The 14,250-nt window shown below is 55.8% G+C and carries 8 protein-coding genes and 3 pseudogenes; 9 read left to right on the plus strand and 2 right to left on the minus strand.

What is annotated here, in order from left to right:
* The first annotated feature begins 471 nt into the window (after positions 1–471).
* The 3 genes and pseudogenes from PACILC2_RS24660 (at position 472) to PACILC2_RS24670 (ending at position 4,026) form a co-directional block, all read left to right on the plus strand.
* A pseudogene (locus tag PACILC2_RS24660) lies at positions 472–1,451 on the plus strand (ABC transporter permease).
* Between the two features lie 15 nt (positions 1,452–1,466).
* Positions 1,467–2,375 (plus strand): carbohydrate ABC transporter permease, encoded by a 909-nt coding sequence (locus PACILC2_RS24665; protein WP_213531545.1) that lies wholly within the window; start codon positions 1,467–1,469, stop codon positions 2,373–2,375.
* 38 nt (positions 2,376–2,413) lie between these two features.
* Positions 2,414–4,026, plus strand: a pseudogene (locus PACILC2_RS24670) (extracellular solute-binding protein).
* A 73-nt stretch (positions 4,027–4,099) separates the two neighbouring features.
* Here PACILC2_RS24670 and PACILC2_RS29635 read toward each other — a convergent pair.
* Both PACILC2_RS29635 and PACILC2_RS29640 read right to left on the minus strand, forming a co-directional pair.
* On the minus strand, positions 4,100–4,327 hold the full coding sequence (locus tag PACILC2_RS29635) for a helix-turn-helix domain-containing protein (RefSeq protein ID WP_372447230.1): 228 nt from the start codon (positions 4,325–4,327) through the stop codon (positions 4,100–4,102).
* A 30-nt stretch (positions 4,328–4,357) separates the two neighbouring features.
* Positions 4,358–4,492: pseudogene (locus tag PACILC2_RS29640) on the minus strand (hypothetical protein); the annotation flags it as partial.
* 2,001 nt (positions 4,493–6,493) lie between these two features.
* On the opposite strand from PACILC2_RS29640, the gene PACILC2_RS24680 reads away from it, so the two are divergent.
* From PACILC2_RS24680 to PACILC2_RS24700, 6 genes are all read left to right on the plus strand, one after another.
* Positions 6,494–7,879: an alpha-L-fucosidase gene (locus tag PACILC2_RS24680; RefSeq protein WP_213531547.1), complete on the plus strand. Its 1,386-nt coding sequence runs from the start codon at positions 6,494–6,496 to the stop codon at positions 7,877–7,879.
* Between the two features lie 36 nt (positions 7,880–7,915).
* Positions 7,916–8,938 carry a carbohydrate-binding family 9-like protein gene (locus PACILC2_RS24685; protein ID WP_213531549.1) on the plus strand — a complete coding sequence of 341 codons (1,023 nt, stop codon included), beginning with the start codon at positions 7,916–7,918 and terminating at the stop codon, positions 8,936–8,938.
* A gap of 7 nt (positions 8,939–8,945) precedes the next feature.
* The gene (locus tag PACILC2_RS24690; protein ID WP_213531551.1) at positions 8,946–11,558 is read left to right on the plus strand and encodes a transglutaminase domain-containing protein; all 2,613 of its coding nucleotides are present in this window, start codon (positions 8,946–8,948) and stop codon (positions 11,556–11,558) included.
* Between the two features lie 20 nt (positions 11,559–11,578).
* Entirely contained in the window at positions 11,579–12,616 is a 1,038-nt protein-coding gene (locus PACILC2_RS24695) for a glycoside hydrolase family 18 protein (protein WP_213531553.1), read from the plus strand.
* A gap of 125 nt (positions 12,617–12,741) precedes the next feature.
* Entirely contained in the window at positions 12,742–12,984 is a 243-nt protein-coding gene (locus PACILC2_RS28220) for an SOS response-associated peptidase family protein (protein WP_280515397.1), read from the plus strand.
* A 4-nt stretch (positions 12,985–12,988) separates the two neighbouring features.
* A complete protein-coding gene (locus tag PACILC2_RS24700; RefSeq protein WP_280515398.1) occupies positions 12,989–13,411 on the plus strand; it encodes an SOS response-associated peptidase in 423 nt (140 codons plus the stop codon).
* The last annotated feature ends 839 nt before the right edge of the window (positions 13,412–14,250 follow it).

Raw genomic sequence — 14,250 nt, forward strand, 5'->3', positions numbered from 1 at the left:
TGCAAAAATACAGTATTTTTGGAAATTATCGCTTGGCTGGGCTTGAACGGGTCAAAAAATTGTATAATCGCAGCAATTTTGGCCTTTTCGTTACTTTACGCCCGAAAATATTGCATTTTCGCAACTTTGTCCTCGCAGCCGGTTCTTCGAACTAAAGAGACGGGGGAGACGGAATGGCGGGGAGGGGCAAGCTCAAGCCGCGCAACAAAGCATTGGCCAAATTTGCTCCGGAGTCCGCAAAACCGCCAATTCGGGTCAAAAACAACATATTGTCCGCTTGTCAGCCGAAATTGTCGCCGCCCCTTTTCGCCTTGCTGTAACAGCGCTTTCATGCGATGCCGAAAATGACATATTTACGAGCGTCCCCCGGATTGGCTATCGTTTCAGTATGCAAGCGCTCGCAAAACATATTCCGCGAGCCGGCGTCTGCAACATAAACATAACGGTATTCGGAAGGGAGGGGTGATGGCGATGCAGGATACGAAAACAATGAAAACATTATTAACGGGCGGCACCGTCCGGAAACCTGAGCAGGGGAAGCAGGCGAACGGGAAATGGTGGAAGCGGATTGTCCGAAACTGGGAGCTTTATCTGTTTATCGCACCCGCCTTTTTCTACTTCCTTATTTTTTGTTACGGTCCGATGTACGGGATTCAGATCGCTTTTAAAAATTACATTCCCACAAAAGGGTTTCTGGGCAGCCCCTGGGTCGGCTTCGATCATTTTGTCCGTTTCTTCAACTCCTACTACTTTTGGGATTTGCTGTGGAACACGCTCAGCATCAGCTTGTATGAATTGGCTGTCGGTTTTCCGATTCCGATCATTCTGGCGCTGGCGTTCAACGAGCTGAAGAACGGATTTTTCAAACGATTGGCCCAGACCGTCACGTATGCGCCCCATTTTATTTCCGTTGTCGTCATGGCCGGGATGATCATTACCTTTTTGTCGCCATCGACGGGGATTATCATCCACATGTTGGAATGGCTCGGTTTGGAAGCGCCTCAATTTCTGACCGATCCCAGATGGTTCAAAACGATGTACGTGTTCTCGGGGGTGTGGCAGAGCGCAGGCTGGGGAACGATCATCTATTTGGCGGCGCTGTCGGGCGTCGATCCTCAACTGCACGAAGCGGCCATTATCGACGGCGCGTCAAGATTCCAGCGGGTGCGCCACATCAATATTCCGACGCTTGTCCCGACGATGACCATACTGCTCATCCTGAATATGGGCAGCCTGCTCGGGGTAGGATTCGAAAAATATTGCTGTTGCAAAACCCGCTCAATATGGAATCGTCGGATGTCATATCGACATTCGTGTACCGCTCGGGGCTTGTCAATGCCCAGTACAGCTTCTCGACGGCGATCGGTCTGTTCAATTCCGTGGTGAATGCGATTCTGCTCGTGGTCGTCAACCAGATTGTACGCCGTACGAACGAGCACAGCTTGTGGTAGAAAGGAGGGAGACCGATGATTTCCGCCGTGAAGGAAACGAAACGGGACAAATTATTCCTCATCTGCAATTATATTTTCGTATTTCTCGCTTTCGTCATAGTGCTCTACCCGCTGATCTACATTGTCAGCGCTTCCGTCAGCGATCCGAAGTATGTCGGATCAGGTGAAATGTGGTTATGGCCGAAAGGCATTACGTTCGAGGGCTACCAACGGGTGTTCGAGAACTCGGCGATCTGGAGAGGATACCGAAACACGATTCTTTATACGGTCGTGGGCACGCTCATCAATCTGATTGTGACGCTGCCGGCCGCCTATGCCTTGAGCCGCAAAGATTTTGTCGGACGGAATTTCTTTATGGGCATGTTTATGGTTACGATGTTTTTCGGCGGCGGTCTTGTGCCTACGTACTTGCTTGTCAAAGAACTGGGCATGATCAACACCATGTGGGCGCTCGTCATTCCTTCGGCCGCCTCGATCTGGAACATTGTCGTATCCCGAACCTTCTTCCAGACCTCGATTCCGAAGGAGCTGCAGGAGGCCGCGCAAATGGACGGCTGCACGAATATGCGGTTGTTTATTAAAATTATTGTTCCGCTGTCGATGCCGATTATCGCGGTGATGTCGTTGTTTTACGGAGTCGGCCACTGGAACAGCTACTTTTCGGCGCTTATTTATTTAAATGATTCGGCTCAATATCCGTTGCAGCTCGTGCTTCGCCAAATTCTCGTGCTGCAGGAGATGTCGGCGCAGGGCAGCGGCATGATGGACGCGTCGACAGCGTCGGCCTTGAACAACAAGGCGGAAATCGCCGCATTGGTCAAATACGCCGTCATCATCGTGGCGACTTTGCCGGTCATCGTCGTATATCCTTTCCTTCAGCGTTATTTCGTGCAAGGGGTTATGATCGGTTCCGTTAAGGGCTGATCTTGCTCATAAATGATCATCAAAAGGGGAGTTGCAGAATGAAAAAGCTTCGCAAGGCATCGTCGATGCTGCTCTGTCTGACGCTGGCGGCTTCCATGCTGGCGGCATGCGGGCCATCGAAGGGAGAAGACGGATCGTCCTCGTCCGGTGCGTCTCAAGAGGCGTCCAATGTCAAAAAGGAAGGCTTTCCGATCGTAGACGAGCCGATCACGCTCAAGATGATGTCGCAAGACGTTGGCGTAGCCGACTGGAACAACATGCCCGTGCTTCAGGAAATGGAGAAGCTGACCGGGATCAAATTGGAATACGAGCTTGCTCCGCTGGACAGTTTCTCCACGAAGAAAAACCTTGTGTTTGCCAGCGGCGATTTGCCGGATATGCTGTATGCGGCGGATTTGAAACCGGCCGAACAAGTTACGTACGGTTCACAAGGTGTTCTGATTCCTTTGGAGAAATATATTGATGAAGGCTATGCGCCGAACCTGAAAAAGATACTGGACGAGCATCCGGAAATCCGCAAAAACATTACGACGCCGGACGGCCATATTTACGCCTTGCCGTTCATCGACACCGCGGCCGTCTGGTACCGCAGCCCGATGTGGTATAACGGCAAATTTCTGAAAGCGCTCGGGGTAACGGAATTGCCGAAGACGACCGAAGAACTGTATGCCTACCTGAAGCGCGTCAAGGAGGAGGATCCGAACGGCAACGGGAAGGCGGACGAAATTCCGCTCACGTCGGTCAAGCTGGACGATCTGCGCATGTATTTCCTCGGTTTCTGGGGCATTTATAACGAAAAAATTTATGCGGACAAGGACGGCAAGGTTCACTACACGCCTCAGGAAGAAGGGTATAAAGGCTACTTGACCTTCCTGAACCGGTTGTGGAAAGACGGTCTGCTCGACCACGAAACGTTCTCGCAAACGCCCGAACAGAAGAAGGCAAAAGGCCAGAACAATCAAGTGGCATTGTTCAATGATATTTCCCGTACTTCACGCTGGGCGGCGAACCGAGCAGCGAGCATCCGATGATGACGCCGGTAAGCAGCGAAATTCCCGGCACGCCGGTGTACGGCAAACATCCGGGGATGTCCGCGAACGGCACGTTCGCCATTACGAGCAGCAACCCGGCTCCGGAAGCGACCATGCGGTGGGTCGACTATCTCTACAGCTACGAAGGCTCGACACTGTTCAATCAAGGACCTGAAAACCTGCTGTGGAAGTATAAGGACAAGGAAAATCGCGTGAAAGAATGGCTGCCGGTGCCCGGCGGCGGCGATCGCGAAGAGTACCGCGGAACGATCACGCCGAACTACGGTATTTTGACTCCCGGCATCAATGATCCGGAAGTGACGAAAGGTCTGAGAACGGAATTCGACGACTGGATCGACAAGGAAAATCAAGAAAAGCTGGTGCCGATCGCGAAGGTGCCTTTCCCCAACGTCTATCTGACGAATGAGGAGCAGACCGAAGCATCCGCATTATTGTCCGATCTGGACACCTATGTTCAGCAAATGGAAGCGAAATTCGTAACCGGTCAAGAATCGCTGTCCAACTGGGACAAGTACGTCGAGCAGATCAAAAAGATGGGCGGCGACCGGATCGCCGAGCTGTACCAGGCCGCATACGATCGTTGGAACGCGGAGAAATAAGCCCGTCAAACTACCGAACAGAAGAAGACGACAAAAGCCCGGTCTTTGCAGACCGGGTGTCGGCTTATCGCGCTTATTCGCCCTCGGCGGTCAAGTCGTGGCCGCCGTATGCGGAGTGCATCTTGCGGTACTGGCCGGGCGTGTATCCGGTTTCTTTTTTGAATTTGCGGATAAAGTTGGGCGTATCCAGATAACCGACCCGGGTGATGATGTCTTTCAGCGAGTCGCTCGTTGAGGTGAGTTGTCGTTTGACCTCCTCCACCCTTTTCTGCCAGACATACTGGGAGAAATTAAGTCCCATCTTTTCCTTGAACGAACGGCTGACATGCGAAGGCGAAACAGCAAATTCAAGGGCGACCGTCTCCAGGCTGAGCGCATGGTCGGTGTAATGGTCGTCAATGTAGGCCGCAATCTGATCGGTAAGAGACTGCTCTTCTTTTGCTTGTCGAGCTCGACCTGATTGCAGATCCGGGAAGCCAGATTGAGCAGACTGCGTTCCAGTTCCTCAAACGATTGGGTATAGATCATATTCGGAGCAATGTCGTGCATCGTATGATGAATGCCGAGCTCCGCAGCGGTTTTCAGCATCGTGTTCAGAATGTCGAAGCTGATGCAGCGCTTCAGCAGCGCGGAGTGGCCTGACGATTGCAGACTCTCGATGGCCGACCGGATCATCTGCGTCGCGACATCGTAGCTGCCCTGCTTCAAGCTTTGAGACAGCTTCATGAGAATGTTGTTCGGAATCCAGAACGTATGCTCCGGCGTATAGGAAAGCTGCTCGAAATAGGTGATCGTGCCGCTCGCGCCGGATACCCCCAGTTCGAATGCGGAGCACGCTTCGATAAAGGACTGGTTCAGCTGGTTCGGGCTTGAGTAACACGTTCCGACGCCGATCATGGGCATGACATCGATCGTTTCCAGCAGATTGCTGCGAACCGCATCGACAATGTCGCGGACATGGGAGAATTCCCCGATCGAACCGTCCGGATCGAAGCAGACGATAAGCGCGAACCGGTCCAGCTGAGGGAGCTCGACGCCGTAGGCGTGGGCCGACAATTCCGGGAATTCGATACGGGACAACAGCTCGGTCAGATCCTGCCGTTCCGGCTTGTCCTCCTGCCGCTCCCCGGTCTCGCTCCGTCCGATCACCATCACGAAGAGGCGGGAACGGTCAAAGCGAACATCGAAAGCATCCTGCAGTTCCGGGGTCAGATTCCGGACATTTCCGTATTTCAGCAGCAGGGACAGAAAATGATTGCGGGCGTAAGGCTCCTGAAGATCCACTCGCGAACTGTACTCCTGCAGCGCCGTTCGGATGCGGTCAAGCTCGTTGCCGGAAGCGGACGATCCGGCCGCCGAACGGATGTCTCCGTCTTTGGACTTGGAAGCGGCGAACTCGACCAGCGTCGATATCGGCTGGTACTGCATTCTGGCGAGCAGGAGCGCGACCGCCGCGCCGACCGCCACCACGATGACGAACAGCATGATGATGAAGCTGCGGACATGGAGCACGCTGCTGAAAAATTGGGCGCTAGGCATGAGCGTCACATAGGTCCAGCCGTTGTTTTCCGATTTGACGGATACGATCGAGTGCGGCTTGCCGTCCACCATTTTGTCGTGAATGCCGGGAGAAAGCTCGAACAGGGAACTTGCTTCGCTCCCGTCCAACGATTCGCCTTGGCGATTGTCCGCGAGAATCTGGCCGTTTTGGTCGAGAATCAACGTCTGGCCCTGGTAATCGCCCAGAATCGAATCGATCAGACTCGTCAGCGCGGACTCCCGGATCAGGTACATGACCGTTCCGTGAGGATTGGGACTGTTCGGCGTAATCGGCACAAGGTATGCCAGCATCGTCTGCTGCAGATGCGTATTGCGGTTGACGAGATCGGCCGGGCGCATCGTCGGGATTTTGACGCTGTTCAGGTCCCGGAACACGGCTTCCTTATTCCAGTTCTGGAAGCTGAAATGGCTTGCGAATACGTCGAAACGATAAAGACCTGCAGAGGAATAGATGTTTTCGTCCTGATGAAAATACAGGAACATTTCGTCAATGATGGAGCTTGTCGCCTTGTATTGGTCCAGCGCCTGAATCGCTTCTCCGCTATAGTAAGGATCGTGGACCCGGTATGGCGTCAGCCGCTTGTCATAAGAGATGCGGGAAGCGATCTCGCTCAGTTCCTTCATCCGCCCGTCAATCATCACTTTCGTTTGCGTCAACTGATCGAGACGGGACCGCTCGATTTCGGCACGGAGGTTCGTGACGGCGTTTTCATAAATAAACACGGTCACCAGAACGAGCGGGATCAACAAAATGAGCAGGTAGGACCAGATATATTTCATGAACAGCCTGGACTTAAAATAATTCGGTTTCAATTGATTTCCCCCTGATGTGCTGACGATGACGGATTCGTTTCATGATTTTAATGATATTGTAATCATACAATAAACGGCTCTTCGGAGGTAGACGATGAGTAAAAACGATATGGCCGGGAAACAGGATCAGGTGGTCGAACATGGCGTACATAACTACAGTGCCGAAGAGGAGTGGGTGAAGCCTGAAAATCCGCTTCTGCTTGAGCGTCTAGAGTGGTTCAAGGATCAGAAGCTGGGCCTGATGATGCACTGGGGGCCGTATTCCCAGCTTGGCATTGTGGAATCGTGGGCTTTGAGCGACAAGGATGCGGAATGGTCCCGCGACGGCATCGACTGGGATGTCGACGCCGAGGAATTGAAACGGCAATATTTCGGCTTGAACAGGACGTTCAATCCGGTCCGCTTTCAGCCCGAGCTGTGGGCGGATCTCGCTGCTGAAAACGGATTCAAATATTTGAATTTCACGACCAAGCACCATGACGGCTTCTGCATGTGGGATACCCGCACAACGGATTACCGCATTACAGGTCCGGACTGTCCGTTCCACACCCACAAGCATGCCGATATTTGCAAGCGGCTGTTTGACGCGTTTCGCGCCAGAGGTCTCGGCATTTCCGCTTACTTCTCGAAAGCCGACTGGCATACGCCCTACTATTGGGCGCCGGGAATGGAGCGGGGAACGTTCACGGCGCGGGGACCTTCCTACGATCCGCAGGACTGTCCCTGGTTGTGGGAAAAGTTCGTCCGATTCACGCATGAGCAGATTATGGAGCTGATGACCCGTTATGGACGGATCGATATATTATGGCTCGACGCGGGATGGGTCTGCGCGCAAAACGGCCAGGACATCCGCCTGGGCGAAGTGGTGGAGAAAGCGCGCAGCATTCAGCCCTGGCTGCTCACGGCCGACCGCACCGTCGGCGGACCGTACGAAAACATTATTACGCCGGAGCAGACGCTGCCTGAGCGTCCGTTGAACGTTCCTTGGGAGAGCTGCATCACGATGGGAACATCGTTCTCTTTCCGCTATGAGGATCAATATAAATCCGTGCGGCAGCTTATTCATCTGCTGATCGAAATTGTGGCCAAAGGCGGCAATCTGGCTCTGAATATCGGGCCGCAGCCGGACGGAAGACTTCCGGAAACCGCCATATCCCGCATGAAGGGGATGGGCGAGTGGCTGAAAGCATACGGCGAAGCGATCTATGGGACGCGGGCTTGCGCGCCGTATTCCGCGGGCAACTGCCATTTTACCAAAAAAGGCGATGTTACGTATGCGTTCTACTTGTACAAGGAAGGAGACGAGATCGTGCCGGAGGAGCTGCACATTCCGATCCGGGGAGACTTCGGCAAGGTCGGTCTCGTAGGCGGACGGGACGGACTGGAGCATCGCCGAACCGATAACGGAATCGCAGTCCGGATGCCGGAAGAGCAGCGCCATGGTCAAACGCCGATCGCGCATGTATTTCGCCTGCAATAGGCGAGCCGACGTTATTGTACTGGAGGGGAACGAGAAGTGAATCGAAGCGGAGTGCCGGAACCGAAAATCGAGTTCGCTCCGAAACATTACATTTGCAGACGCGCGTCCGGACCGCTGGAGATGGACGGCCGTGTCGACAAGCCGTTCTGGGCGGGGGCGGAATGGACCGACGATTTTGTCGATATCGAAGGGGATTCGCGTCCAAAGCCGGCCAAGCGGACCCGGGTCAAAATGCTGTGGGACGACGACTGTTTTTACTTTGCGGCGGAACTGATGGAGGATCAGATTTGGGCGACGCTGACGGAACGGGATTCCGTCATCTTCCACGATAACGATTTTGAAATTTTTATCGATCCGGACGGCGATACGCATCTTTATTACGAATTCGAGATCAATGCGCTGAATACGGTATGGGATTTGCTGCTGGTCAAGCCTTACCGCGACGGCGGCCCTCCGGTCAACGGCTGGGACATTCGCGGGCTCAAGACGGCGGTGCATATCGACGGCGAGCTGAACCGCCCCGGAGCGGCGAACCGGAAGTGGAGCGTGGAGGTGGCCATGCCTTGGGCCAGCTTGCGCGAATGCGCGCCTTACGGCCGTCCGCCGGCGGCCGGCGAATTCTGGCGCGTCAATTTCTCCCGCGTCGAGTGGCAGGTGGAGGTTCAGGAAGGAACATACCGCAAAGTCGTGAACCCGGATACGGGCAAGCCCTATCCGGAAGATAACTGGGTATGGTCCCCGATGGGCATTATCAATATGCACTATCCGGAGCTGTGGGGATATGTGGTGTTCGCGGACGAGAACGGTCCCGAATCGTTCGAGCTGCCGCCGGACGAACGCGTCAAATGGGAGCTGCGCAAGCTTTATTACCGCCAGCGCAATTATTTCGAAGCGAACGGAACATTTGCCAAGGATGAAAAGCAACTGATGGGCGACGATTCGTGGAGCATCGTTCCGAGGATCGAGACGACCGGGAAGACGTTCCTCATTTCGGCGCCGGCGACGGACGGAAACGGAAGGCTGTATATCCGGGAAGACGGGAAACTGTGGAAGGAGTGAGCTGCCGATGATCGCCGATACCTCCGTATTTTCGCTCGATCAAGAAACGATGGAACGGGTCGAGCAACGATTCAGGGAGAAAAGACGGCTTGCCCGTGCGAAGGAACACGAGCTGTTCGCTATATTCCACGAGGAAGAGCTGACGGAAGAAGAAACCTGGGCGCTCAAATATTTGTACGCCTACATGCCGGTGAACGACCTTGCAGACTACGAAGGCTCGTTATTCCTGAGCCATGTCCGCAAGACGCTTGAAATCCGGAAGGAAGTGCCGTGGGGGGACAAGGTGCCCGATCATCTGTTTCTGCATTACGTGCTGCCGTATCGGGTGAATACGGAAAATATCGAGGATTCGCGCGGAATCCTCTATCGCGAACTGGCGGAGCGGACGAAGAACTTGTCGATGGCGGACGCCATTCTGGAGACCAACTACTGGTGCCATGAGAAGGCGACCTATACAGGCAGCGATTTGCGCACCGCTTCACCGCTTGCGACAATCCGGAACGCGCGGGGCCGCTGCGGCGAGGAGGCGACGCTCGCCGTCGCCGCGCTGCGCAGCATCGGCATACCGGCCCGTCAGGTCTATACGCCGCGCTGGGCGCATTGCGACGACAATCACGCATGGGTGGAAGCGTGGGCGGACGGAGAGTGGTATTATTTCGGCGCATGCGAGCCCGAACCTCGTCTGAATCAGGGCTGGTTCAGTCCGCCCGCCCGGCGGGCGATGTTGGTCAATACGCGAATATTCGCCAATTATCCGGGGCCGGAGGACATTACGCTCGCTGACAAATGGTTTACGGAAATCAATTTATTGGATGGCTATGCGCCTACGCGCACCATTACCGTTGCGGTCAAGGATGAGCAGGGCCGTCCGGCCGGCGGAGCGGATGTGCATTTCCAGCTGTATAATATGGCGGAATTTTATCCGATTGCGTCGCTGAAGACGAACGGGCAAGGGGAGGCAACGTTTAAGACGGGCTTCGGGGATTTGCTCATCCGGGCCGTCAAGGAAGGGCGCTTCGGAGAAGCGAAGCTCGCCGCGCAGGAGGGGCGCATCGAACTGATACTGGATCAGACCGGATATGCCGAGGGAACGCTCGATTTCGATATGGTCCCTCCGCCGGAGCGGGACGGCGACGGCGCCGATGCGGTCCCGGAGGAAGAGATGGAGCGGCATCGGAAGCGGGTAGAGGAAGGCGCGGCCATTCGGAGACGATACGAGGAGACGTTCATTCAGGAAGAAGAAGCGGCCGGGATTGCCCGCGAATTGGGCCTGCCGCAAGAGCGGGTATCGGATGTGCTGGGCAAGGCGCGCGGCAACGGCCGCGAAATTGCCGCTTTCCTGAAGGAACGGACGCCCGAATATGGGGAGTGGCCGCTGCGGCTATTGGAAAGCTTGAACGAGAAGGATCTCGTCGACACCTTCCGGCCCGCTCTGAACGATCATTTGATCGGCTCCCTGGCTGTACGGGGCGAGCTTCCGGAAGATGATTTCGTCCGGTATGTGCTTTGTCCCCGCGTCCAATACGAAATGATCGTTCCGTACAGACGCTTGTTCCAGGAAGCCTTCACGGAAGCGGAAATTCGCGCATTCAAGTCGGACCCTTCCGCATTGGCCGCCACAATCGATGAAGGCTGGGAAGTCTGGGAAGATCTCCCGAATTTGAAGGGCAAGGGGAACCCGGTAGGCACCTTCCGGCTGAAGGCGGGAGACCGGACCTCGCTCGATATTTTGTTTGTCGCCGTTTGCCGCAGCCTGGGCATCCCGGCACGGCTCCATCCGAGCGAACAGAAGCCCCAGTATAGGATGAACGGGGGCTGGACAGACGTACGCTCCGCCGAATCGGTCGTGAAGAAGGCGGAGCGCAAGGAATGGGGCAGACTGCGGTTGCTCCGGGATGCCGAAGCGGCACCGGATGCCCCGGCCGCTTCCTATTTCGGGAATTTCTCGTTTGCCCGTCTGGAGAACGGCGTCTTCAAAACATTGCTCTATCCGTACGGCAAATCCGATGTGTATGACGAGACGTTCGAGGTAGAGCCGGGCACGTACCGGTTGACGACAGGGAACCGTCTGAAGGATGGAACGGTGCGGGTGCGTTTTAACTATTTCACGGTACGCGCCAATGAGCTTACGGAGGTCGCGTTGACGTTTCGCCATGCTTCATTGGATATTCCGGTGCTCGGCGCCGTGGATCGGAGCCGCAAATGGACTTTGCCGGACGGAACGCAGCAGTCGATTGAAGAGGCTGCGGGAGACGGCGCCATCTTCATCGCCTGGATCGAACCGGAGCGGGAACCGTCCAAACATTTGCTGCGGGAACTGGGCGAGCTGGCCGAGCCGTTTGCGGAGCAGTCGGTCCCGGTCGTGCTGATCGGTCACGACTGCCGATGGGCTGCCGCTTTCCGTGAAGGCAGCCATAAGCTTCCGACATGCGCCGTTATCGCCTGCGACCCGGACTTCGCCGTGCTGGAGAGCGTGCTGCCGCGGTTCCGGGCCCATGAAGCAGGCTTCCCGCATGTTTTTGTACTGGACAGCCAGGGCCGGATTCGTTACGCGCAGTCGGGCTACAAGCTCGGTACGGGCAAGGAAGCATTGCGAATTGTGACCGGCCTGCGGCCATAACAAGAGAGGAGCGAGATGGGATGAACGGAAGAAAATATATTGCGGCGGGCTATGCCGTCGATGCCAGACTTCCGGAGCTGACCGAGGAGGACCTGGCGAAATTGACCCATTTGAACGTCGCGTTCGGACATGTCCGGGACGATGAAATCCGTACGGATCATTTGAAACATCTGCATCTGCTGCCGGAAATCAAGCGAAAGTTCCCGGGTCTTGCCATTTTGCTTTCTGTCGGCGGGTGGGGCGCCGGAGGGTTCTCTGAAGCGGCTTCTTCCGAAAAGGGGAGAAACCGGATGGCGCAATCGGCCGTTCGCGCGCTGACGGACTATCCTTTTGACGGCATCGATCTGGACTGGGAGTATCCTTGCTACGGCGAAGCCGGCATCCACGCCAGTCCGGACGACAAGACGAATTTTACGCAGCTCCTGAAAACGATCCGCGAATCGCTCGATCGGCAAGGCGAACGGGACGGGCGGCGCTATTTGCTGACCATTGCCGCCGGGGCCGACCAGTATTACGTCGACGGGACGGAAATGGATCAGGCGCAGCGCTACCTCGATTTCGTACAGCTGATGACTTACGATATGCGCGGCGGATTTCAGGTTTTGACCGGACATCATACGAATCTGTATACGCCGTCCGGAGACTTGTTCCGCATTAGCGTGGACGCTTCGGTCAACCTGTTTATGAAGGCCGGCGTTCCGAAGGAGAAAATCGTAATCGGCGCCGCGTTCTACTCCCGCATGTGGAAGCAGGTTCCGGACCGCAATCGCGGTCTTCATCAGATGGCGGGAAGCGCGGGAGGATACGGGCCGGACTTTTCGGCTCTGGCCGCCGATTATATCGACAAGAACGGATATACCCGTTACTGGGACGAGGAAGCCAAAGCCCCGTATTTGTTTAACGGCGACACGTTCATCTCCTATGATGACGAAGAATCGATTCACCACAAATGCGAATATGTGAAATCGCGCGGCTTGGCCGGCGTCATGTTCTGGGAATACGGCTGCGACGCCACGCACCGGCTGCTGGATGCGATTTACCGGGGGCTTCTGACCTAGCTCTTCTTTTTCTTCATCGCTCCCGGCCAAAGCTTGCGGGCCTGTCGGCGTGAGCACGCGCATATTTTTCACCTCTGTGCAAATACTGGTTGTGTTGATGACATACAACCAGGAGGCGGTGCCCTATGTGCGAGCGTTATTCGCTCCAGGCCGACAAGGCGGATCTGGTCGGCATGTTCCGGATCGAGAAAGTCCATCATTGCAGTACGAACCGCTTCAACATCGCACCGCTGCAGAACGTGACGATCGTCATGAACAACCGTCACGGCGAGCGGGTGCTGCAGCAGTCGCGTTGGGGGCTGTTTCCGTACTGGGCCAAGGATTCGGTCAATGCCGACGGGGGTCTCTGGCCCGCAAGCCGTTTTTGAGCGGATGCTGAAAAGGCAGCGCTGCGTCATCCCGTGCAGCGGGTTCTACGGCTGGAAGCCGGGCGAAAAGGTGAAATCGCCGCGGCCGATGCATATCGTCATGCCGGGACGCCCGCTGTTCGGAATGGCTGGGTTTTACGATCAATGGCGCAACGCGGACGGAGAGGAAGTGCGCGCCTTTACGATCGTAACGGTTCCGGCGGCCGGCGCCATCTCGGTCTGGCATGACCGTTTCCCTGTCATACTGGACGAAGAAGCCGCCGACCGCTGGCTCGACCCGTCGCTGACCGACTTCACCTTGCTGCGCAAGTTTTTGGAGCCGGTGGAGGCTTCGCAGCTGCGGGCGTATCCCGTCTCGGAAGCGGTCGCTGACGAAAACTACGAGTCGCCGGACTGCGTCAGGGAAATTCGGGCCGATTTTGCCTGAAAGCCGGTTCGCCGCCCATACATGCAGGCTCGCGGTGCATGAGGGCGGCAACTGCGGCTTTTCTGCCTGTCCGGCCGTCCACGCCTGTCGATGCGCCCCGTCTTCCGTCTAACCGTGATTCGGTCCGTTGGAGTGCCTCGTCTTCCGTCTAATCGTCCGCGCCTGTCGGTGCGCCTTGTCTTTCGTCAAGCCGTGATTCGGTTCGTCGGAGCGCCTAGCCTTCCGTCTCATCGTCTTCGGTTCGTCGGAGCGCCTCGCCTTCCGTTTAGCCGTTTCCGGTTCGTCGGTGTACCTCGTCTTCCGTCAAACCGTCTCCGGTCCGTCGGTGTACCTCGTCTTTCGTTTAGCCGTGATTCGGTCCGTTGGAGCGCCTCGCCTTCCGTTTAGCCGACTCCGGTTCGTCGGAGCGCCTTGTCTTTCGTCCAGCCGTGATTCGGTCCGTTGGAGTGCCTCGCCTTTCGTCAAACCGTCTCCGGTCCAGTCGGAGCGCCTCGCCTTTCGTCAAACCGTCTCCGGTCCAGTCGGAGCGCCTCGCCTTCCGTTTAGCCGTCTCCGGTTCATTGGAGCGCCTAGCCTTCCGTCTAATCGTCTCCGGTTCGTCGGTGCGTCTATCTTTCGCGCACCACCGTTTCCCGGCAGATTGCTTTGCGAAAAGTTGCAAAAGTACAGGAATTTTGGCCCGAATAGATGACTATGGCGCAGAATTCTGCATAAATACAGGAATTTTTGGAAATTTGATCTTATCCGGCTTCAACAGCTCAAAAATACTGCATAATCGCAGGAATTATTGCGTTTTGGTTATTTTACGGCCGAAAATATTGCACTTTCGGCTAGGCCCC

Source organism: Paenibacillus cisolokensis (assembly GCF_018403665.1).
Lineage (GTDB): Bacteria > Bacillota > Bacilli > Paenibacillales > Paenibacillaceae > Paenibacillus_AH > Paenibacillus_AH cisolokensis.